This window comes from Pseudomonas sp. JL23 (assembly GCF_056933585.1).
Genome location: NZ_CM167795.1, coordinates 2,614,232 through 2,635,335 on the forward strand (window position 1 = coordinate 2,614,232; position 21,104 = coordinate 2,635,335).

The window sequence follows — 21,104 nt, forward strand, 5'->3', positions numbered from 1 at the left end:
GCCTCGCTCACAGGTTCAACCTCTTGAATAGCGGCTGTGGAATGGCGCGGATCACCAGCATGATCAAGGCCCAGAACCCCGGCGCATAGAGGCTCGGCACCTTGTGGGTAATACCATGGACAATCCGTTCGGCGACCTGGGCCGGTTGCGCCACCAGCGCCGCCGGCAAGTTCAGGCCGCGGGTCATGGGCGTATCGACAAAGCCGGGTTTGATCGTCAGCACATGCACGCCGACCTTGAACAGCCGCGCCTGCAAGCCTTCGCTAAAGGTCGTGACCGCCGCCTTGGCCGCGCCATACAGGTAGTTGGAGGGGCGCCCGCGATCACCTGCCACCGAAGAAATCACCGCCAGGGTGCCGCAGCGCTGGGTTTCGAACTGCCTGGCCAGTACCGTCAGCAGGGCAATCACCGACGTGCCGTTGATGGCAAACGCCTGCATGGCCAAGTCGACATCCTGCTCGCAGGCTTTCTGATCGGGCAGGGTGCCATGGGCGATCAGCGCCACATCGATCTGCCCCAGGGCTTGCAGACACTGGGCGAGCATCTGCGGGTAAGCGGCGATATCGGTGGCGTCCATGCTGTGTCCGACCACCTTTTTCGCACCGCGACCCTTGAGGTCGGCGGCGGTGATTTCCAGTTTTTCGGCCTGGCGTGCGACCAGGAAAAAATCACTGCCTTCGGCGGCCCACAGGCGGGCGCAGGCGGTGGCAATGGCCGAAGTGGCGCCAATGATCAGGACTCGTTTCATAGGATCACTCGTTTCCAGAAGCGGGACATCAGGGAAGGGTCGCGCAGCGCTTCCAGTTGCTCCCAGGCGGGGTAGGCCTGGCGAAAATCGCTGCCACTCATATGGGCATCCTTGGCCGGGTACAGTCGGCCGCCTGCCGCTCGCACAATGGCGTCCAGGCGCGGAAACAGGCTGTGGGTGAGGTCAGCGTGCTGCGGGAAGTCCAGGGCCAGGGAAGTGCCTGGCAGCGGAAACGACAGCAACCCCGGCGAGGTCATGTCGCCGCAGCGCTTTAGCACCGCCAGAAACGAACCCTGGCCGGTGTCGGCAATGGTCCCCAGCAGTTCGGCCATGGCAACTTCGGCAGCTGCCTCGGGAATCACACATTGGTACTGCTGGAAACCCCTCGGGCCATAGATGCGATTCCAGTGCTGCAGCCGATCCAGCGGATAGAAGAACGGCTCATAGGCGCTGCGCTGCTGGCTGGATTTGGCCGGGTGGGCGTGCCAGTACAGGGTGTTGAAGGTCTGTAGCGACAGACGATTGATCAGCGAGAAGGGCGGAGTAAAAGGCACGCTCAGCGAGCGCTCATGGCAGACGTCGAGGCTGCCATAGCGGGCATGATCGCCGACGATGAATACGCCACGGCCGGTTTCGCTGCCCTTGGCCAGGCAGTCGACCCAGGCCACGCTGTACTCGTGCAAATGATCCAGTTCAGCGGACAGGCTGAAGAACTCCGCCAGGTTGGCGAAGCGCACCACCTGGGTATCGATCTGACTGGCCTGGATCGGCATCAGTTGCAGGTCGGCCCAGTTGATCACCCCGGTCAGGCCCAGGCCGCCGATACTCGCGGCGAACAGCTGCGGATTTTCCAGCGCCGAACAGATGCGCGCCGGTTCGCCGTTACGCAGCAGGCCAAAGCGCAATACATGGCGGCCGAAAGTGCCGCGCAGGTGATGGTTTTTGCCATGTACGTCGTTGGCGATGGCACCGCCGATGGTGGCGAAGCGTGTACCGGGAGTCACTGGCAGAAACCAGCCATGGGGAATCGCCGCCGCGAGGACCTCGGCCAGGGTGATGCCGGCCTCGACGCGGATTGTGCCGTTTATCCAGTCGGCGCGGATAAAGCGGTCCAGGCTGCGCATCTGCAGCACCTGATCGCTGGCGGCCAGGCAACTGTCACCGTAGCTGCGGCCATTGCCATAGGGCAGGCTGCTGCCGTGATCCCGGATCACCCGGCTGACATGGCCGCTGAGGTCGTCGATCCACGGACAGGCATGGCCCTGTTGCGCGGCCAGGGGGTAGCGCCCCCACGAATGCAGGTCGGTATTCATGCGGCGATCCAGAACACCAGGGCGAACAACGCACCGATCAACTGGCTGACCCGGTCACGAATGGCGAACACCACCGGGTCGTCATTCATCTGTCCGCGATGGGTCAGCATCCACACCCGGGTGATCCAGAACAGCAGCAGCGGGCAGGCCAGCCAGATCACGTGGGGATGGCTGTACAGCGCTACCGTGGTGCCTTCGTGGATATAGAGCGCCAGGACCATGACCGCCAGATGCCCGGAAGTGGCGCCGAGGGAGGCGATCATGTCCAGATCGGCGGGGTAGTAACCGCGACCGCGGGTCTTGTCCTTGAGGTCCTTGAGCCGGGCTTCGCGCAGTTCCGCATAGCGCTTGACCAGCGCCAGGCTGAGGAACATGAACATGGAAAAGGCCAGGATCCAGAACGTCAGCGGCAGGTTGAAGGCGGCGGCACCGGCGAGGATGCGTGAGGTGTAGAGCGCTGCGAGGACGATCACGTCGAGGGTCATTTGCCGTTTCAGCGACAACGAATATGCCAGCGTCAGCAGATAATAGGCCCCCAGCACGGCGCAGAACTGCCAGGGTAGGAGCAGCGCGGCGCCGCCGAAGGCACCGAGCAGCAAAAGCGGCACCAGCACCAGCCCGGATCTGATCGACAGGCGCCCGCTGGCGAACGGTCGGTTGCGTTTGCTCTGGTGATGACGGTCGTCGGTGAGGTCCAGCAAGTCGTTGAGGATGTACACGCTGGAGGCGCACAGGCCGAAAAACAGGAAGGCAAGCAGGCCGTTCAGCATTTGCAGCGGCTGATTGAGCTGATGCGCTGCCAGCAATGGCACGAAAATCAGCGCGTTCTTCATCCATTGGTGCAGGCGCAGGGCCTTGCGCCAGTCCTTGAGACTGGCAGTGTTGGACTCGATTACCTGCTCGACATTACCCAGGGCCTGGGCGCGACTTTGCACACCGGCTTCGGGGTTGACCACTATGGCCTTGCGCGATGCCTGCCAGACGCTCAGGTCATCCCGGGAATTGCCCATGTAGTCGAAGCCGCCCTCACCGTAATGCGCCACCAGCACATCGCGCTTGTTGTCCGCCGACAGATTGCGTTCAGCGTCGGAAGCCCAGACCAGATCGAACAATTGCAAGTGCTCGGCAATCCGTCGGGCCAGGCTGTCGTGGGCGGCAGTGGCGAGGATGATCATGCGGCCACTGGCTCGCTCGGTCTCGATCAGCTCGATGACGGCCGGGTCGTACGGCAATACCGTAACGTCGAGCTGAGTGGCCAGGGCCAGACCTTGCTTGAGTGCCGCCTTGCCGTGGATCAGCCACCCAAACAGTTTGAAAAGTTGCATGGGATGGCTTCGAACGAATGCCATTGTTGTTTCCAGCAACAAGTCAGAGCGCAATAAGGTGCCGTCGAGATCGACAACTAAGGGTGGGTAAGTTTCGAGAACTCTTCCCTGAATTCTGGGCATTGATCAGCACTCCGGCCGGGGGGACAGGCGCACTATGTAACGTAACTGCGAATTCTCCATCTCAATAAAATCAATAGCCCTGCAACTTGTTCGTCGGTGGGCTGGCGTCAGAAATGTCGACGTTTTTGCTGTTTCAATTGATTAACAATATGCAGTCGATAGTCCGTCGTCTGCAGGCAGATTATCCGTTCACGCGGTCTGTGATCAGGGTCATAATGACCCCTTGCATAGTCGTTGCCCGGAGTCGTAATGACACACCCCTTGCTGACCGCCCTGGTGCCCCTGGTGGCCGACCTGTCCCGTGAGTTGCCGGACGATGAGCGCTATCGACGCCTGCTGAGTTCGCTGCGCCAGTTGCTGCCCAGTGATGCCGTGGCCCTGCTCAAGCTGGAAGGTGGCGTGCTGGTGCCGCTCTCGGTGGAGGGGCTCAGCCCGGATACCCTGGGGCGGCGCTTCAAGGTCGATGAGCATCCGCGCCTGAAGATCATCATGGAAAACCTCGGGCCGACGCGCTTTGCCAGCGACTGCGAACTGCCGGATCCCTACGACGGCCTGGTCCAGGGCCTGGCCGGGCATCTTGAAGTCCATGACTGCCTGGGCTGCCCCCTGTACGTGCAGGACAAGCTCTGGGGCCTGATCACCCTCGACTCCCTTGACCCGACCAGCTTCGGCCAGGCGGACCTGGATAACCTGCAAGCCTTTGCCAGCCTGGCGGCGGCCACGGTGATGGCCAGCGAACGTATCCAGCAGCTGGCGCGCAATTTCGAGGACCAGCGCCAGCTCGCGGAAATCTATAAACGTGCTGCCGGCGGTCGCAACCCCCGTGAACTGATCGGCCAAAGCCCGATACACAAACGCCTGCAAGAAGAAATCCAGCTGGTCGGCAACAGTCCCCTGACCGTGTTGATCACCGGCGAGACCGGTTGCGGCAAGGAGCTGGTGGCCGAAGCCATTCACCGCCAGTCGCCACGGGCGCAGAAACCGCTGATCAGCCTCAACTGCGCGGCCTTGCCGGAGCTGTTGGTGGAAAGCGAACTGTTCGGTCACGTCAAAGGCGCGTTCTCCGGTGCGGTCAGCGGGCGCAGTGGCAAATTCGAGTTGGCGGCCGGCGGTACGCTGTTTCTCGATGAAGTTGGCGAGCTGCCGCTGCCGGTTCAAGCCAAGCTGCTGCGGGTGCTGCAAAGCGGCCAGTTGCAGCGGGTCGGCTCTGATCAGGAACATCACGTCGATGTACGCATCATTGCCGCCACCAACCGCGATCTGGCCGAGGAAGTACGCGCCGGGCGTTTTCGCGCTGATCTGTACCACCGTTTGAGTGTGTATCCCCTGCGTGTTCCGCCACTGCGCGAGCGCGGCAGAGATGTCCTGCTGCTGGCGGGTTTCTTCCTCGAAGAAAACCGCGCACGCATGGGCCTGCGCAGCCTGCGTCTCAACCCCGAGGCGCAGAAACTGCTGGTCGGCTACTCATGGCCCGGCAATGTCCGCGAACTGGAGCACCTGATCAGCCGCGCCGTGCTCAAGTCCCTGGCCGGGCACGGAGAGCGCCCGCGCATCCTCACCATCGAAGCCGCCGCCCTGGATCTTGCGCAGGAACAACCCACCAGCGAGCCGCAGATCGGGCAGGACAGACCCGTGTCGGTCAACCAGGGCGAGAGCCTGAAAAGCGCTGTTGACCACTACCAGAAAGTCCTCATCGACGACGCCCTGGTTCGGCATCAAGGCAAATGGGCGCAAGTTGCCCGGGAGCTGAGTGTGGATCGAGCCAATCTCAGCCGACTGGCCAAGCGCCTGGGGATTCGCTGAGCGCGGTTATTCAAGTCGGCAGATGCTATTGGTCTGCCGACTTTGAAAAAGACTGAATTTTTTTTATTGCCCGCCGGTCCGTTGTAATTCCAAGGATGCCACTAATGGAGGCGCAACGCAGATGTCCCAGAGCAAACACTACCGCATTGATTACTTATTAAACGGTGCGTTCAAGTCGTTCTATATCAGTGCTCAACATATGGATAACAGTGAGGCGTGGCATCACGCCAGTATCGATGCGGGACTGGGCCGCATACCCAAGTACCGCACCGAGAAAGTGCCCCGTGTCACTAAACCTTATGCCGAACATTTCGGCGTAACCAATGTTGAATGGACTCAGGCCTGAGGCTTAGTGAGCGATATTTTCCAGGGCCAGATTGCGCGTGCGGGGGCCGAAGCGGCCGATGGTGATCATCACGATCAACATGCTGCAGACGATAAACGTCAGCACCCCCGGCGTTCCGAAATGGTCAAGGAAAAAGCCAATCAGCAGACTGCTGAACACGGTTGAAAGACGGCTGAACGAGTAACAGAAACCCACCGCACGGGCACGGATATTGGTCGGGAACAGCTCGCTCTGGTACGAGTGATAGGCAAAGCTCAACCAGGCGTTGCAGAACGTGATCATCACCCCGCAGACGATCAGGCCCGTGGCGGTGGTCTGAAAGGCAAACAGGCTGCCGAAAATCATGGTGCCCAGCGCCGACCCGACGATCTGCCATTTGTTTTCGAAACGGTTGGCATAACGCACGAACAGCAACGGCCCCAAGGGGTACGCCAGAGTAATCACGAAGGCATAGCCCAGGCTGTGGGTGACGCTGACACCCTGACCCGAAAGCAGGGCGGGCAGCCAGTTACCAAAGCCAAAGAAACCGATGGCCTGGAAAACATGGAACACGATCAGCATCAAGGCGCGGCGGCGATAGGGCGCTTGCCAGATATCAGCGAAGCGGCCTTGGCCTTCGACGCTCACGGCTTCCGGCACCGGGGTTTCCAGGGCTTGGCCGTGCTCTTTTACGCAGCGGGCTTCAAGCCGGTCGAGAATGCCCTCGGCCTCGGCGAAGCGTCCCTGCTGCGCCAGCCAGCGTGGCGACTCTGGCAGACGCGCACGTAACCACCAGACAAACAGGGCGAATACCGCACTGGCAATCACCACCCAACGCCATCCGGAATAGCCGAACGGCGCCTGAGGTACCAGCCACCAGGACATCAGCGCGACGGCGGGTACGGAAAGAAATTGCACGAAAAAGGCAAAGGCAAAAGCCGAACTGCGCATGCGTTTGGGCACCAGTTCCGACAGGTAGGTGTCAATGGTCACCAGCTCGATGCCAAGGCCAATGCCGACCAGAAAGCGCATGCAGATAATGCCCAGGGCTGAACTCTGTACGCCCATCAATACCGTGGCGACGGTGTACCAGATCAGGGCAAAGGTGAAGATCGCGCGGCGGCCGAAGCTGTCGGCAATCGGGCTGAGCAGGCTGGCGCCGAGAAACAGGCCAAGGAAGGTGGCCGAGGCGAAAGCGGCTTGATCGGAGAAACCGAACACCCCTAGGTTGCCGGTGGCAAAAATGCCGTCGCGAATCAGGCCGGGGCTGATATAGGCGGTCTGGAACAGGTCATACAGCTCGAAAAAGCCGCCAATGGACAACAGCGCCACCAGGCGCCACAGAGTCGCGACCGCAGGCAGGCGGTCGATGCGCGCCGAAACCTGGGCCGCACGCGAAAGGTCAATGCCGTCGGCAGCGGGAGAGAGCGAAACCATGGGGAGATGTTCCAGAACCGTGGGGATGGCTCTATGGTAGCTTTTTTACATTTTGTCGCAATTGCTGGATTGGGCTGATGTAACGGGAATCTCGATGATTTATTGCCCTAAGAAATAATTTATAGAAATTATCTGCTGCTCATGCCCTGGACAGCGGCAGCTGAATGTAGGAGCAGGCTTGCCTGCGAATGCGTCGGCTTGGACGACGCATCTTTAGTGTCTGAAGGGGCTTCTTCGCAGGCAAGCCTGCTCCCACAAGTCATTCCACGTTAGGAAATTGCGTTGTGGTTGATAAGAGGTAGAGGGCCTGCTCATGGATGATCAGTGACCTCCTTCGAAATCAATGATGTATCAAGGCATGTCACGAATCTTTAAGATGCTTCCTTTAATCCTCTGCCCGCCGGGTTCCCGTGAAGTACAAACTGCCCACCACCGCTACCGCGCCGTTCTGCCCCTCCGCCGTCACCGACAGCATTGCCATTCCGGCCAACGCGTCGTTGCTGCGCAAAATGCTGTTGTTTATTGGCCCTGGCCTGATGGTTTCCATCGGCTATATGGACCCCGGCAACTGGGCGACGGCCATTGAGGCCGGTTCACGGTTCGGCTATTCGTTGTTGTTTGTGGTGGTGTTGGCCAGCCTGTCGGGCATGGTTTTGCAGAATCTCTGTTCGCGCCTGGGCATTGCAACCGGGCGCGATCTGGCGCAACTGTCGGCATCGCGCTACAGCCCGCAAGTGGCCAAGGGACAATGGTTGTTGGCGGAGCTGTCGATCCTTGCCACGGACCTTGCCGAAGTCCTCGGCGCAGCCCTGGCCTTTCACTTGTTGCTGGGAGTGTCCATTCCGGTGGGCGTGGCCCTGACCGCCTTCGATACCATCATTGTGCTGGCTTTGCAGGGCGCCAATTTCCGCCGTCTGGAAGCCATTATTCTCGGCCTGATTGTCACCATCGCATCGTGTTTCACGGTGGAGCTGATCCTGATCAAGCCGTTCTGGCCGGACGTCGCCGCTGGCCTTAAACCCAGCTGGGACGTGCTCAGCCAGCAGGAGCCGCTGTATATCGCCATCGGCATCCTCGGCGCCACGGTCATGCCCCATAACCTGTACCTGCATTCCTCGGTGGTGCAGACCCGGGTCAATGGCAGCGATCAGGCGAGCAAGGCCAGCGCCATCCGCTTCGCCCGTTTCGACACCCTGGGCTCGCTGAGCATTGCCCTGTTGATCAACGCGGCGATCCTGATCCTTGCGGCTGCGGCTTTCCATCACAGTGGCCATGCCGACGTGGTGGAAATCGAAGACGCTTACCATCTGCTCGACCCACTGGTAGGCGGGACCCTGGCCAGTGTGCTGTTCGGCGTGGCATTGCTGGCGGCGGGGCAGAGCTCGACCTTTACCGGAACCATCGCCGGGCAGGTGGTGCTCGAGGGTTTCCTCCACGCCAGGATACCGTGCTGGCAACGCCGCTTGATTACTCGCGCCCTGGCCCTGATTCCGGCGCTGATCGGGGTGATCTGGCTCGGCGATGGCGCGGTGGGCAAGATGCTGGTCCTCAGCCAGGTGGTGCTCAGCCTGCAGCTGCCGTTCGCACTTTGGCCGCTGATCCGCTTTACCAGCGACCGCGAACTGATGGGGCCATTCGTCAATAGCGCCTGGGTGCGGATCCTGGCCTGGAGCCTGTTCGGGCTGATTTCGGCGGCGAACCTGGCGTTGCTGTTCTTCTGGATTAGCTGACCTTTCAATCGTTGTTTCTACGGCCCGGCCAGCGGGCCAGAGCATCTTTCGGTCATCGCTATATTGTTTTGTATATAGCGATAGTTATCATGGAGACCTCGACGGCGCCGCTGGCAGCGGCCGCCGACTGTTCACGCAACGACTGGGAGGCCCGATATGTCAGGGCGTATTTACCCCTACACCGCCTGGTTGCTGACCCGCACCTTCGCCGTGGTCAAGGTGGAGCTGGTGGGCACCACGGGCTCCGGGCAACACGAGCGTACCGTCAAGGGAAAGTGGTATCTGCCTGATTGCCTGTTCGCCTCACGGGAGCAGGCCATCGAGCACGGCCGCCTGCGGATCGAAGCGGCACGGGCGGAAATCGCCCGGCGCCAGGCGGCACTGGACGACAACATCGCGATGCTGAACAAGGCTCAGTGTCTTGACCAGCGTGTATACAAACAAACACGGGCTTAATGTGGGACCGGCTTTAGCCGGGAAGAGGTCACAGTACATTCGATGCCTGTCCAGGACCTCGAAGATCGTCTTCCCGGCTAAAGCCGGTCCCACCGAACAGTTGCGTTTATCGTTTACAACGTGTTTTTCACCAACACCGGCTCATTGCTGTACTGCCCGTCAAACAGTTTGTGCAACTGGTCGACCTTGGGCAGGTCGTTGACCACGATGTACGGATGGTTCGGGTGCAGGGTCAGGAAGTTCTGGTGGTAGGACTCGGCCGGGTAGAAACTCTTGCCGGTTTCCACCCTGGTCACGATCGGCTGGCTGAACGAGTGCGCGGCGTCGAGCTGGGCGATATAAGCCTGGGCGACTTTCTCCTGGGCCGGGCTTTGCGGGAATAGCGCCGAGCGGTATTGCGTGCCGCTGTCCGGGCCCTGACGATTCAGTTCGGTAGGGTTGTGGGCCACCGAGAAGAAGATCTGCAACAGCTTGCCGTAGCTGACCTGGCTCGGGTCGAAGGTCACCTGTACCGATTCGGCATGGCCGCTATTGCCGTCGCCGACCTGCTCGTACTGCGCGGTAGTGGCCGCCCCCCCGGTATAGCCGGACACCGCATTCTTCACGCCCTTGACGTGTTGGAACACGCCCTGCACACCCCAGAAACAGCCACCGGCAAACACCGCTGTCTCTTCGCCGCCGTTGCTGACCACTTCATCCTGCACGGGCGGGGCAATGACGACGGCATCTTCGGAGCCGGCAAAGGAACAGGCGGCGGTTTGCAGCAAGAGCAGACCAGTGCCGATGCTCAGCAGGCCGCGGCGCCAGTTGAAGGGGGAAACAGTCGTGTCGTGGTTCATGGAAGTCTCCTGAATCTGCAAAGCGGCACCCGTCTTTCAGGTGCCGATGATTGGCTTCGATCAGCCGAAAGTAAAGGCGTAGGCCGCGACACCAGCATCGAGGAATTCAATGGTGAAGGTATGATCGGCGACGTCGCCGGGTTGGCGCAGCAGTTGATACAGCCGTTGTTCCTTGACCTGGCCGCTGCCATCAGGCGCCACGTCCATGCCGTGGGCGGCGCCGGGCGCCTTGCCGTCGACCGTGACCATGAAGCGCACCGGCTTGCCGTCCGCAGCCGGTCCCAGTACCAGGTGCAGATCACGGGCGTGGAAGCGATAGGCAATCTTGCCGGTCGCGCTGTTGAGAGACGCCTGTTCCGAGCCGATATTCCATTGGCCTTCCAGACCCCAGTCGTTCAACGCCGGTTTGCCCGGCAACTGGTACGGTGCCAATTGATCCGGCCGGGCGCCGCCAGGGGAGGCGAACTGGGCGGCACGCTCGTAGCCGACATAGGTTTCCGGCGAACGTACATCGCGCAGGTCGGCGGCCTGTTGCACGCCCTGGCCGTTGATATCGATCACATCACTGACCACCTTGCCAGCGCCGGCTTCGCGCAACAGTTGCTGGATGACCTGCTCGGACTCGGCATAGGCGCCTTCGCCGAAGTGGTGATAGCGGATGCGGCCCTGGGCGTCGGCGAAATAGTGGGCGGGCCAGTACTGATTATCGAAGGAGCGCCAGATCTTGTAGTCATTGTCCAGGGCGACCGGGTAATTGATGCCCAGGTCGCGCATCGCCTTGGTGACGTTGTTGACGTCACGCTCGAAGGCAAATTCCGGCGCATGCACGCCAATCACCACCAGGCCCTGATCGTGATACTTCTCGGCCCAGGTCTTGACGTAGGGCAGGGTGCGCAGGCAGTTGATGCAGGAGTAGGTCCAGAAATCCACCAGCACCACTTTGCCCTTGAGCTGGGCGGCGCTCAGGGGCGCGGAGTTCAGCCATTGCACGGCACCGTCGAGGGAGGGCAACTGACCTTCCACGGGCAGACTGGCCGGTTGTTTGTCCACCGCTTTCATCATCATGGCCGACGACGCCACCATTGCGCCGGAGGCATTGTCTTGAGCTTTCATGGCCGCGGAATCTTGCGCCATCATGGCTCCACTGTTCTGCGCCATCATCGCGTCGCCACGCTTGTCCCCAGCCAGTTTGCCCACCAGCGCCTGCTCCAGACTGCCCGTAGAGCCGCTGGAAAAGCGCGCCAGAATGCCCGTATCCAGACCCAGGGCGATGGCCGCAACCCCGGCGAGCATGGCGCCGCCAAGCACCCGGCGCATCCACTCACCGGCGCCGATGGAGCGTTTCATCGCGGCGAAGACTTTGCCACCCAGCAGCAGGGCGACGGCCAGGGACGTCGCGGCACCTGCGGCATACGCCAGCAGCAACAGGGTCGTGCCGATGCTGGCACCCTGCAGGGCAGCGCCAGTCAGTACCAGACCCAGAATCGGCCCGGCGCACGGCGCCCACAACAGGCCCGTGGCGACGCCGATCAGGAACGAGGCGCCAGGACGTGGCCGGGCATCGTTGCCTGCCGCTTCCGACAGGCGACTGCCTGCGGCAACCAGGGGCCGGGTCAGGCGTTCGGCCAGTTTCGGCAGCAGCAGGGTCAGGCCGAACAACGCGACGAACACCAGGGCCAGGCCGCGACCGTATTGATTGAGCTGCACCACCCAACCACCACCCACCGCCGCCAGGGAGGCGACCAGGGCGAAGGTCAGGGCCATGCCCGCCAGCAACGGCAGGCCGCTGCGCACGAAGGGCTGCCCGGTACGGGCAAAGACAAACGGCAAGACCGGCAGGATGCAGGGGCTGACGATGGTCAGCACACCGCCCAGATAAGCAAGGATCAGCAGCAACATAGGACTCGTCCTGGGAAAAGGTCAGAGAGGAAGGCGATCAGGCCGCCGGGTCAAAGTTCATGGCGACGCCGTTCATGCAATAGCGCAGGCCGGTGGGTTTCGGGCCGTCGGTGAACACATGGCCCAGATGCCCGCCGCAACGACGGCAGTGGACTTCCTTGCGCAACACGCCAAAGGAGGTGTCGGTGCGCACGGCCACCGCCTGATCCAGCGGCTGCCAGAAGCTCGGCCAGCCGGTATGACTGTCGAACTTGGTCGCGGAGGAAAACAGCTGCAGCTGGCAACCGGCGCAGGCAAAGGTGCCATCGCGGTGCTCGGCATTCAGCGGGCTGCTGTAAGGACGCTCGGTATTTTCATGGCGCAGCACTTGATACTGATCGGCGCTGAGCAGCCCGCGCCACTGGGCATCATCGTGGCTCACTTCGAAGGTGCCCACGCCCGAATCCTGCGGCACCTGGCTTGCGCTGTTGGCCAGGGACGGCAGCAGACTGCCCGCCAGCGCCGCAACCCCGACGCTGCCGCCGATCCAGATAAATTGTCTACGTGAAAGCATGCCGACCTCCGCTTTGCCTGCTCAACTTCAATGAGGGCAGGTTAAGGGCTGGCGGATCGTCAAATCCTCACGCAGAGTTAAACAATTCGTGATAACTCGGTGGTGGGAAAGGCCGCACAATGCGTCATCGAAAAAGCCACCACTGAGCAGGTGGAAGCGAGGCTTGCCCGCGAATACGATACTTCAACCCCGAAATATCTATCGGATGTACCGGCCTCTTCGCGGGCAAGCCTCGCTCCCACACGATCCGGTTTCAATCAGGCCGTGAAGTGATCGACCAAGAGGTAAATGACAAATGGATTCCCCCAAACGCGTCCTCGTCGTCGAAGACGACCGACATATCGCCGACCTGATCGTGCTGCATCTGCGTGACGAGCACTTCGAGGTGGTCCACAGCGCCGACGGCAACGAAGGCCTGCGGCTTTTGGAGCAGGGCGGTTGGGATGCGTTGATCCTCGATCTGATGCTGCCAGGCGTCGACGGCCTGGAGATCTGCCGTCGGGCCCGGGCCATGACGCGCTATACGCCGATCATCATCACCAGTGCCCGTTCCAGCGAGATGCACCGCATCCTGGGCCTGGAGCTGGGCGCCGACGATTACCTGGCCAAACCCTTCTCGATGATGGAACTGGTGGCGCGGGTCAAGGCGTTGCTGCGCCGGGTCGATGCCATGAGCCGCAACCTGCATCTGGATAACGGCAGCCTGGCCCACGACGGGCTGTTCATCAATCCGGTGACCCGTGAGGTCAAGCTCGACGGCCGCCTGCTTGAGCTCACGCCACGGGAATTCGACCTGCTGTATTTCTTCGCCCGTGAACCGGGCAAGGTGTTCTCGCGCCTGGACCTGCTCAACTCGGTCTGGGGCTACAACCACGAAGGTTATGAGCACACGGTCAACACCCATATCAATCGCCTGCGTGCCAAGATCGAGGCCGATCCTGCGCAGCCCCTGCGTATCCTCACGGTCTGGGGTCGGGGCTACAAGTTCGCCATGGTGGGAGAGACCTCGTGAGCCTGACCCTGAGCCAACGCCTGTCCGTAGTCTTCGCCCTGTTGCTGCTGGTGTGCTGCGGCACCTCGGTGTGGTTGCAGGTGCGTTCCAGCCGCATGCATGAGCTGGAAGTGGTGCAGGGCCTGTCTCGGGACCTGGCCCGGCATATCGCCCGGGATACTCAGCTGATGGACGCCAACGGTCTGAAGCCCGACGCCGTGCGCGAGCTGTTCAGTCAGTTGATGCTCGTCAACCCCAGCGTCGAGGTGTATCTGCTCGACAAGGAAGGGCGCATCGTCGGTGATGCCGCCCCCAAGGATCGTCTGCTCCGCGACCGGGTTGACCTGGCGCCGCTACGGCGTCTGTTTGCCGACGAGCCATTGCCGATCCTTGGCGATGACCCGCGCAGCGCCACGGCGCGCAAGGTGTTCAGCGCCGCGCCGCTGATGGTCGCCGGGCAACCGGCAGGCTTCCTCTACGTGGTGCTGCTGGGGGAAGCCCATGACCGACTGGCCGAACGCGGCGCCACCAGTGAGGCGCTGAACACGGCGCTATGGTCCATCGCCTTGATTGCCTTGCTCTGTCTGGTCGCCGGCCTCACGGCCTTTCGCCTGATCACCCGGCCACTGCGGCGCCTGACCGAATCGGTCGCAGCCTTCGATATCGATGGCGTTCCCGCACCCGCGCCGACAGCGCCACCGAGCCGTACGGAGCCCGTGGCCAAGGACGCCAGTCAGGATGAAATCGCCGTGCTCGATGGTGCCTTCCGCCAGATGCAGGGCCGCTTAAACGAGCAGTGGCGCAGCCTGACCCGCCAGGATCAGGAACGCCGCGAACTGGTGGCCAATATTTCCCACGACCTGCGCACGCCCCTGGCCTCGTTGCACGGCTATCTGGAAGTACTGTCGATGAAGGACGCTTCCCTGACCGCCGAAGAGCGCCGCCGCTATTTGGGCATTGCCCTGGATCAGAGCCGCAAGGTCGGTGGTCTGGCTCAGTCGCTGCTGGAGCTGGTGCGTCTGGAGCATGGATTCGTCGAGCCGGTGCTGGAACGGTTTTTCCTGACCGATCTGGTTCAGGACGTGTTCCAGAAATTCGAACTGACCGCCGAAGCCCGCTCCATAAGCCTCACCCCGCTGTTCGCACCCTCGGTGCCGGGGGTGTTCGCCGACCTCGGCCTCATCGAGCGAGTGCTGACCAACCTGCTGGACAACGCCCTGCGCCATACCCCGGTGGGCGGTGACGTGCGCGTGGCCCTGGCGCTCCAGGGGCGTTACGTTGACGTCACGGTCAGCGACAGCGGCCCCGGCATCGCTCCGCAATTGCGCGAAAGCGTATTCCTGCGCCCGTTCAATATCGGTGGCGCGCGCCGTGATGGCGGGCTGGGCTTGCGCATCTGCCACCGCATTCTGCAACTGCACGGCCTGAAGATTGAGCTGCTGGATATCGAAGGGCAGGGCGCGACCTTTCAGTTTGCCTTGCCGGTGGAGGAGGCGTTGGCCAATACCCTGGTGCAGAATTTGAAATGAGTTGTTGATTGTTGTGGGACCGGCTTTAGCCGGGAAGAGGTCGGTACATTCGATTCATATCCCTGACCTTGATACGCCTTCCCGGCTAAAGCCGGTCCCACAGGCAGCGTGTATTCAATATTGCGATGCTGCCCCATAAACCACAGCAATTCAGCAGGTTATCATCCAAGGTTGTCCACGAAATACGTGGACATGTCTGTGGATAACTTTATGCAGGGCACAGGGAGCAAGGTCTGGGCAGGGGTGATCGTTTTCTGATCAGCCCTTCGCTCAATTGACCACGTAGTACTTGCGTACATACACCTTGCTGGTCCAGGCGCACGGTGTGCCCTGGGGCAGGAACACCGTGTCGCCGGGCTTGACCAGCAGGCTTGGGGCATTGTTCACGCTCAGCTCGACTTCACCTTCGAGCAGGTGCATCAGTTCGTGGACCTTGTGCGCCCGGGCGTGGCGCGCGTAGGGCGTAGAGTCCCAGACGCCGATGCGCAGCGGGCTGGCGGTGTCTTCGAAAATATTATTGGCGCGGCACTGCGGCGTCGGGCCGATCAGGATCGCCTCTTCCGGTGCGGCCGAGGGCGCCAGGACGGCGCGATGATCGATCAGAGCGACGGCGGATTTGTCCGGGCCGCTGGCCTGGGTCGCGGCGCAGAATGCCCACAGGCTGTCGTGCTGGGCATTGAGCTGCACGGCGGTGCCGCGACCGATCACCGCGCTCTGGCCCGGTTCGAGGCTGATGCTGCGCTCGGCAGTGGTCAGGGTGACCAGGCCACGGTGCACCACCAGCATCTCGGTATAGGGGTAATCCTTGAGCGTCAATGCACCGCTGGTCCGGACGATCCCGGCAGCGATGCCCTGATCGTCGATAAAGGCGGTTTGGCGCTGCTCGGCGAATGGATCGCGGGCACTCAGACGGCCCTGGCTGAACGGGGTGTCTACGGGGCTGTTATCGGCACGGGCCAGCAGCAGGACGGTGGCTTGGGACATGGGCAATCTCTCCGGAAAAATGAATCAGCCGATGGCCTGGGTGACCAGGGCAAACTGCTGCACGCCATCTGCGGCCGCAGGCACTGGGCCAAGGCTCATCGGGGTGACGCTGTCGACGCGCTTGAGGCCGATGTCTTCCAGCCAGTGCGCCAGGCCGCAGTCAGCCGGAATATCGATGCGGACAAAGGCGTAGGGCACCTTGCTCAACAGTTCTTCGATCATGTGCCGGGCCTGATCGGCGTTCTCGGCCAGTACGGGGCCGATGCACAGGCCACGACCAAACGGGCGCAGCAGGGCAAAGGCGCGCAGCAGGCCATCGCGCTCGATACCGATACCGCGCTCGATGCCCGGCAGGACATCGGCAAGGACATTGCTGCGATCCAGGCCACTGCCGGCATTGGCGAGTTCGATCAGACGCGCGCTGTCGGCGTCGGTCAGGTTGCGGCAATGGTTGCCTGCTTTCAGTGGCAGGGGCAGCAGCGAGGGTGCCTGGCCCTGGCGCTGCTGGATTTCACCGAAGGCCTTGAAGCCCATCTTCTCGTAGAGCGGCGCACCGGCCTGGGTGGCATTGAGAATGGCGGTCCCTGGCGCAACGGTAGCCAACGCCAGATCCATCAAGCGACGGCCGATACCTTTGCCTTGATAGTCATCGCTGACGATGACCAGGCCGATGGTGGAGAACTCACCCTGATGACAGGCGAACGAGCTGCCGATCAGTCTGCCATTGTCTTCAGCGACGAAGCCTTGGGCGACGCGTTGCAGCATGGCCCAGTCTTCCAGGCGGTGCGGCCATTTCAGGGCCACCGAAAGGCCGTGAGCGTTGCCGACGTCATCAGCAGTCATGGGGCGATAGACATAAGCGGGAGGTTGCGAAACCGACATGGCGGGTCTCCATTCAAAGGCATGCACAGGCTTTAAGGTTCTTGCACTGGAGTGCTGTATCCCACCTGCTGAAAAGGCTGGCAAGGGGCGCGCAGCGATTCGGTAGATTCGCCAATTCACCGCTGCCACGACCACAGTAACTGCTTAATTTCCCGGCAAGGTCGGCAGCAAATGCTTGGGGATTTTTTCTAGCATGGAGGCCTCGCTTTTCACTGGCTGGAGTCCTTCATGGATAGCTTCGATCCTCGTCTTGTCGCGGTGCGCGGCGCTCATTTCATTGCCGGGAAATACCGGGATGCTCAAGCTGCCATGGAGGTCTCGCGGCCATCCGATGGCCAGGTCTATGCCGGACTGCCGATCGCCGATGCCGACCTGGTGGACGAGGCCGTGAGCAACGCCTGGCAGGCCTTCAGGACCAGTGACTGGGCCAGTCGACCACCGCGCGAGCGCGCTCGGGTGATGCGCCGCTGGGCTGACCTGATCGAAGCCGACGGCCAGGTTCTGGCACCGCTGGAAGCCGTGGGCTCGACGCGACCGCACAAGGATGTGCTGGCCTGGGACATTCCTTATGTCGCCGAAGGCATTCGTTTCTTCGCCGAACTGGCGGACAAGCATGGTGGCGAAGTGGCCGCGACCCAGAGCGACCGCCTGGGCATGCAGATCGCTGAACCCTACGGTGTCATCGCCGCCATAGCACCGTGGAATTTCCCCCTGAGCATGGCCTCATGGAAAGTCGCTCCGGCCCTGGCGGCGGGTAACGCCGTGGTGCTCAAACCGTCTGAGCTGACGCCATTTTCCAGCCTGCGCTTTGCCGAGCTGGCCGTGCAGGCGGGCATGCCGGCCGGGATCTTCAACGTGGTGCAGGGCGATGGCCGGGTGACTGGCGATGCCTTGTGCCGTCATCCGCGTGTGGCGAAAGTGACCTTTACCGGTTCCACTGCCACCGGCTCGAGCATCATGTCGACCTGTGCGCTGATCGGCCCGAAACCGGTGACGCTGGAGCTGGGTGGCAAGAGCCCGCAGCTGGTATTCGCCGATGTGCCGGACCTGGCCAAAACCGCGCGCACGGTGGCCCTGGCCATTACCGGTAATGCCGGGCAGGTCTGCGTGTCGGGCTCGCGACTGATTATCCAGCGGTCGATTATGGCTCCGTTCATCGAGCACTTGCAGGGCTTCTTCAATGCCCTCAAGCCCGGCCCGACCTGGGCGCCGGATAGCACGTTGCCGCCGATCATTTCCCGCCTGCAGGCCAGTCGCATCGACGGCATTGTTCAGCGCTCACGCCAGGCCGGTGCCGAAGTGCTGGCCGGTGGCCGGCTGTTCGAGGGTCTCGGCGGGGCCTATTACCAACCAACCCTGTTGACAGGCGTGGACAGCCAAAACCCGGCTGTGCGGGAAGAAATCTTCGGTCCGGTACTGACCATCCAGGCCTTTGATGACGAAGAACAGGCCCTGGAACTGGCCGGGCACGACACCTATGGCCTGGCCGCAGGCGTGCATACCGCCGACCTCAACCGCGCCCTGCGCCTGATTCGCCGGCTGGAAGCGGGCACGGTGTGGGTCAACCGCTATGGTCGCAGCAACGACTACATCCTGCCCACCGGCGGCTACAAGCGCTCGGGCATCGGCAAGGATCTGGGGCGCGAAGCGTTCGAGGCCAACCTGCGCTTCAAGAGCGTGCTGATCGATATCGGTGCCTGACAGCGTCGCATTGTCGCAGCGCGGCTTGCTCGCTAAGGGGCAGGGGCAGCCGATATATTTTTGAATCTGGGCGATGGCTTACGCGGGCAAGCCTCGCGGTAACGACAGTCTTCTGAACACGACGGGCGCCTCCTCTGGATGGCGCCCGTTTTTTATTGCGCGCCGGAGCAGGTTCTGCGGCGCAAACCCCGGTCCTTGAGCGAAAAACCCGCGAAAGGATCCATAAAAGCGCATGAATAAGGGCTTTGCCCAAGGCTGGAGCGCCCCGCAAAGTCTGCTGAGGGCGGCCTGCAAAACGGCTGTTTCTACCAACCAGCCCGCGCTTTTAACGCCATCTGCTGATTTCACGGTGTTGTAATGAAGGTGTGTTGCAGCGTTGCAATCACGGCTCCGGCAGCCCGCCGGACCATGACCCAAACATACTTTCAGGACCGCACAAAATGAGCTTTCTTCGACCTAAATTCATTACGTTCGACTGCTACGGTACGCTGACCAACTTCCATATGGGCACCATGACCCGCGAGCTGTTCGCCGACCGTGTGCCTGTCGAGCAGATGGACCAGTTCGTCAAGGATTTCTCGGCGTATCGTCTGGATCAGGTCATGGGTGACTGGATGCCTTATGACGAGATCCTCAAGACCGCCCTGGCCCGTACCTGCAAGCGCTGGGGCGTCGAATACCGCGAAGAAGGCCAGCTCTACTACGACGCTGTGCCGACCTGGGGCCCTCATGCCGACGTACCGGCAGGTCTGTCGAAGATCGCCGACAAGATCCCCCTGGTGATTTTCTCCAACGCCAGCGACAGTCAGATCATGTCCAACGTCGACAAGCTCGGCGCGCCTTTCCACAAGGTTTTCACCGCAGAACAGGCTCAAGCCTACAAGCCACGCCTGGCCGCGTTTGAGTTCATGCTCGACAACCTCGGTTGCGGCCCTGAAGACATCCTTCATGTGTCGTCGAGCTTCCGCTACGACCTGTTCTCGGCCCACGACATGAAGATCAAGAACAAGGCCTTCGTCGCCCGTGGCCATGAAGTGCCGGCCAACGAGTTCTACGGCTACCGGCAGATTCCGGACATCGGCGGCCTGGCGGCGCTGGTCGGCCTGTAAGCAACCCATCCGTCACTTTCCAGGCCCGCATGACTGAGCAACGAAGGGGAACGAAATGCGCAATGAATCCTACTGGCTTGATACCGCACCGGTCTTTACCGGCGCCCAGGCGGGCGCGGTAGCCGGGCAGGTGGACGTCGTGATCGTCGGTGGCGGCTTTACCGGGCTCGCGGCGGCGCGCGCTTTGGCCCTCAAGGGTGCCAGTGTGGCGGTACTGGAAGCCGGACGGGTAATAGGTGAAGCCTCCGGGCGCAATGGCGGACAGTGCAATACCGGGGTCGCCCAGGATTATTCGGCACTCAGCGCCAGCCTGGGGCCGGACAAGGCCCGGGAATTTTATCGGGCCTACGAGAGTGCGGTGCAGAGCGTGGTCAGCCTGGTCGAGGAAGAAGGCATTGCCTGCGATCTCAAGCGCAACGGCAAGCTCAAGCTGGCGGCGAAACCGATGCACTACGAGGGTATGGCCCGAACCTGCGAGCTGATTCGTCGGGAAGTGGACGCCGACGTCGAGTTGCTGACGGCAGCCCAGGCCCGTGCCGAAGTCGGCTCCAATGAGTTCCATGGCGGTTTGCTGCAACGCAACGGTGTTCAGATCCACGTCGGTCGCTTCGGCGTCGGCCTGGCTGACGCTGCTGTGCGGCATGGTGCGCTGATCTACGAGAACGCCGCGGTGAAAGACTGGAAAGCCATTAAAGGCGGTTATCAGGTCAACACCGCCAGGGGCTCGATCCAGGCGAAGCAGATTCTGCTGGCCACCGGCGCCTGCCAGCACGGCGGTCCCGGCTGGTATCGCCGCCGCATCGTGCCGGTAGGCAGTTTCGTGGTCGCCACCGAGGTATTGCCCGAAGCGCTGACCGAGCAACTGTTCACCCGGCAACGTTCCTATGTCACCAGTCGCCTGATCGGCAACTACTTCCGCCTGACCCCGGACAACCGCCTGCTGTTCGGCGGTCGCGCCCGTTTCGCCATGTCCGGCGGCAGCTCCGATACCAAGAGCGGCGCAGTGTTGCAGGCGGCCATGAGCCAGATGTTCCCGCAACTGGCCAATACCCGCATCGACTACTGCTGGGGCGGCCTGGTAGACATGACGTCCGACCGCCTGCCCCGTGCCGGTGAGCACGACGGGATTTTCTACTCGATGGGTTACAGCGGTCATGGTGTGCAGATGTCAGTGCACATGGGCAAGGTCATGGCCGACGTCATGGACGGCAACACCCACGCCAATCCCTGGCGCGAACTGGACTGGCCTGCGGTCCCCGGCCATTTCGGCACACCGTGGTTCCTGCCTCTGGTCGGCGCCTACTACCGCTACCAGGACAGCCGTTACTGATTTTTTGCTTCACCGTTGTCGTTTGCG

18 protein-coding genes are annotated in these 21,104 nt (G+C 61.9%); 9 read left to right on the forward strand and 9 right to left on the reverse strand.

All coding sequences use genetic code 11. The annotated features are described in order from the left end of the window. Positions 1–7 precede the first annotated feature (7 nt). From AC1Z24_RS12250 to AC1Z24_RS12260, 3 genes are read right to left on the reverse strand one after another with little or no spacing between them, the layout of a single operon-like run. A complete protein-coding gene (locus AC1Z24_RS12250) occupies positions 8–748 on the reverse strand; it encodes an SDR family oxidoreductase (RefSeq protein ID WP_483745854.1) in 741 nt (246 codons plus the stop codon). After that, on the reverse strand, positions 745–2,061 hold the full coding sequence (locus tag AC1Z24_RS12255) for an FAD-binding oxidoreductase (protein ID WP_483745855.1): 1,317 nt from the start codon (positions 2,059–2,061) through the stop codon (positions 745–747). The genes AC1Z24_RS12250 and AC1Z24_RS12255 overlap by 4 nt, the downstream gene beginning before the upstream one ends. Beyond that, the gene (locus AC1Z24_RS12260) at positions 2,058–3,509 is read right to left on the reverse strand and encodes a UbiA family prenyltransferase (protein ID WP_483745856.1); all 1,452 of its coding nucleotides are present in this window, start codon (positions 3,507–3,509) and stop codon (positions 2,058–2,060) included. Before AC1Z24_RS12260 ends, AC1Z24_RS12255 begins: the two co-directional genes overlap by 4 nt. Positions 3,510–3,758: 249 nt before the next feature. On the opposite strand from AC1Z24_RS12260, the gene norR reads away from it, so the two are divergent. Continuing rightward, complete coding sequence (norR, locus tag AC1Z24_RS12265; protein WP_483745857.1) at positions 3,759–5,312, forward strand: nitric oxide reductase transcriptional regulator NorR; 1,554 nt, start codon at positions 3,759–3,761, stop codon at positions 5,310–5,312. A 121-nt stretch (positions 5,313–5,433) separates the two neighbouring features. Beyond that, positions 5,434–5,658, forward strand: coding sequence for a DUF6555 family protein (locus AC1Z24_RS12270; RefSeq protein ID WP_259109169.1), 225 nt, complete (start codon positions 5,434–5,436; stop codon positions 5,656–5,658). Between the two features lie 3 nt (positions 5,659–5,661). On the opposite strand, the gene AC1Z24_RS12275 is transcribed toward AC1Z24_RS12270, so the two are convergent. Next, on the reverse strand, positions 5,662–7,074 hold the full coding sequence (locus AC1Z24_RS12275) for an MFS transporter (RefSeq protein WP_483745858.1): 1,413 nt from the start codon (positions 7,072–7,074) through the stop codon (positions 5,662–5,664). 473 nt (positions 7,075–7,547) lie between these two features. Here AC1Z24_RS12275 and AC1Z24_RS12280 point away from each other — a divergent pair, with 473 nt between their 5' ends. Beyond that, entirely contained in the window at positions 7,548–8,804 is a 1,257-nt protein-coding gene (locus AC1Z24_RS12280; RefSeq protein WP_483746600.1) for an Nramp family divalent metal transporter, read from the forward strand. Between the two features lie 156 nt (positions 8,805–8,960). Next, a complete protein-coding gene (locus AC1Z24_RS12285; RefSeq protein WP_483745859.1) occupies positions 8,961–9,260 on the forward strand; it encodes a hypothetical protein in 300 nt (99 codons plus the stop codon). Positions 9,261–9,373: 113 nt separating this feature from the next. Here the strand turns inward: AC1Z24_RS12285 and msrA are convergent, their stop codons facing one another. From msrA to msrB, 3 genes are read right to left on the reverse strand one after another with little or no spacing between them, the layout of a single operon-like run. Beyond that, positions 9,374–10,099, reverse strand: a complete 726-nt coding sequence (gene msrA / locus AC1Z24_RS12290; RefSeq protein WP_483745860.1) for a peptide-methionine (S)-S-oxide reductase MsrA — start codon at positions 10,097–10,099, stop codon at positions 9,374–9,376. A 60-nt stretch (positions 10,100–10,159) separates the two neighbouring features. After that, the gene (locus tag AC1Z24_RS12295; protein ID WP_483745861.1) at positions 10,160–11,998 is read right to left on the reverse strand and encodes a cytochrome c biogenesis protein DipZ; all 1,839 of its coding nucleotides are present in this window, start codon (positions 11,996–11,998) and stop codon (positions 10,160–10,162) included. 37 nt (positions 11,999–12,035) lie between these two features. Beyond that, positions 12,036–12,551 carry a peptide-methionine (R)-S-oxide reductase MsrB gene (msrB, locus tag AC1Z24_RS12300; RefSeq protein ID WP_483745862.1) on the reverse strand — a complete coding sequence of 172 codons (516 nt, stop codon included), beginning with the start codon at positions 12,549–12,551 and terminating at the stop codon, positions 12,036–12,038. Between the two features lie 295 nt (positions 12,552–12,846). Between msrB and AC1Z24_RS12305 the strand changes: the two genes are divergently transcribed. Then, a complete protein-coding gene (locus tag AC1Z24_RS12305; RefSeq protein WP_483745863.1) occupies positions 12,847–13,563 on the forward strand; it encodes a response regulator transcription factor in 717 nt (238 codons plus the stop codon). Beyond that, on the forward strand, positions 13,560–15,071 hold the full coding sequence (locus tag AC1Z24_RS12310) for a sensor histidine kinase (protein WP_483745864.1): 1,512 nt from the start codon (positions 13,560–13,562) through the stop codon (positions 15,069–15,071). The genes AC1Z24_RS12305 and AC1Z24_RS12310 overlap by 4 nt, the downstream gene beginning before the upstream one ends. A gap of 270 nt (positions 15,072–15,341) precedes the next feature. Here the strand turns inward: AC1Z24_RS12310 and AC1Z24_RS12315 are convergent, their stop codons facing one another. Together AC1Z24_RS12315 and AC1Z24_RS12320 are read right to left on the reverse strand one after the other, a co-directional pair. After that, complete coding sequence (locus AC1Z24_RS12315; protein WP_483745865.1) at positions 15,342–16,055, reverse strand: cupin domain-containing protein; 714 nt, start codon at positions 16,053–16,055, stop codon at positions 15,342–15,344. A 24-nt stretch (positions 16,056–16,079) separates the two neighbouring features. Next, a complete protein-coding gene (locus tag AC1Z24_RS12320) occupies positions 16,080–16,937 on the reverse strand; it encodes a GNAT family N-acetyltransferase (protein WP_483745866.1) in 858 nt (285 codons plus the stop codon). A 228-nt stretch (positions 16,938–17,165) separates the two neighbouring features. On the opposite strand from AC1Z24_RS12320, the gene AC1Z24_RS12325 reads away from it, so the two are divergent. The 3 genes from AC1Z24_RS12325 (at position 17,166) to AC1Z24_RS12335 (ending at position 21,077) form a co-directional block, all read left to right on the forward strand. Continuing rightward, positions 17,166–18,638 (forward strand): aldehyde dehydrogenase family protein, encoded by a 1,473-nt coding sequence (locus AC1Z24_RS12325; protein WP_483745867.1) that lies wholly within the window; start codon positions 17,166–17,168, stop codon positions 18,636–18,638. A gap of 440 nt (positions 18,639–19,078) precedes the next feature. Continuing rightward, complete coding sequence (locus AC1Z24_RS12330) at positions 19,079–19,747, forward strand: haloacid dehalogenase type II (RefSeq protein WP_483745868.1); 669 nt, start codon at positions 19,079–19,081, stop codon at positions 19,745–19,747. Between the two features lie 55 nt (positions 19,748–19,802). Continuing rightward, positions 19,803–21,077, forward strand: coding sequence for an NAD(P)/FAD-dependent oxidoreductase (locus tag AC1Z24_RS12335; RefSeq protein WP_483745869.1), 1,275 nt, complete (start codon positions 19,803–19,805; stop codon positions 21,075–21,077). Positions 21,078–21,104: the final 27 nt, after the last annotated feature.

Excerpts from the sequence above, each read along its gene's own strand:
- AC1Z24_RS12315 (WP_483745865.1), bottom strand. The coding sequence starts at position 16,055 with ATGTCCCAAGCCACCGTCCTGCTGCTGGCCCGTGCCGATAACAGCCCC.
- AC1Z24_RS12270 (WP_259109169.1), top strand. The coding sequence starts at position 5,434 with ATGTCCCAGAGCAAACACTACCGCATTGATTACTTATTAAACGGTGCG.
- AC1Z24_RS12305 (WP_483745863.1), top strand. The coding sequence starts at position 12,847 with ATGGATTCCCCCAAACGCGTCCTCGTCGTCGAAGACGACCGACATATC.
- AC1Z24_RS12325 (WP_483745867.1), top strand. The coding sequence starts at position 17,166 with ATGGATAGCTTCGATCCTCGTCTTGTCGCGGTGCGCGGCGCTCATTTC.
- AC1Z24_RS12320 (WP_483745866.1), bottom strand. The coding sequence starts at position 16,937 with ATGTCGGTTTCGCAACCTCCCGCTTATGTCTATCGCCCCATGACTGCT.
- AC1Z24_RS12255 (WP_483745855.1), bottom strand. The coding sequence starts at position 2,061 with ATGAATACCGACCTGCATTCGTGGGGGCGCTACCCCCTGGCCGCGCAA.
- AC1Z24_RS12275 (WP_483745858.1), bottom strand. The coding sequence starts at position 7,074 with ATGGTTTCGCTCTCTCCCGCTGCCGACGGCATTGACCTTTCGCGTGCG.
- AC1Z24_RS12285 (WP_483745859.1), top strand. The coding sequence starts at position 8,961 with ATGTCAGGGCGTATTTACCCCTACACCGCCTGGTTGCTGACCCGCACC.
- AC1Z24_RS12295 (WP_483745861.1), bottom strand. The coding sequence starts at position 11,998 with ATGTTGCTGCTGATCCTTGCTTATCTGGGCGGTGTGCTGACCATCGTC.
- AC1Z24_RS12260 (WP_483745856.1), bottom strand. The coding sequence starts at position 3,509 with ATGCCCAGAATTCAGGGAAGAGTTCTCGAAACTTACCCACCCTTAGTT.
- msrA (WP_483745860.1), bottom strand. The coding sequence starts at position 10,099 with ATGAACCACGACACGACTGTTTCCCCCTTCAACTGGCGCCGCGGCCTG.
- AC1Z24_RS12250 (WP_483745854.1), bottom strand. The coding sequence starts at position 748 with ATGAAACGAGTCCTGATCATTGGCGCCACTTCGGCCATTGCCACCGCC.
- norR (WP_483745857.1), top strand. The coding sequence starts at position 3,759 with ATGACACACCCCTTGCTGACCGCCCTGGTGCCCCTGGTGGCCGACCTG.
- msrB (WP_483745862.1), bottom strand. The coding sequence starts at position 12,551 with ATGCTTTCACGTAGACAATTTATCTGGATCGGCGGCAGCGTCGGGGTT.
- AC1Z24_RS12330 (WP_483745868.1), top strand. The coding sequence starts at position 19,079 with ATGAGCTTTCTTCGACCTAAATTCATTACGTTCGACTGCTACGGTACG.
- AC1Z24_RS12335 (WP_483745869.1), top strand. The coding sequence starts at position 19,803 with ATGCGCAATGAATCCTACTGGCTTGATACCGCACCGGTCTTTACCGGC.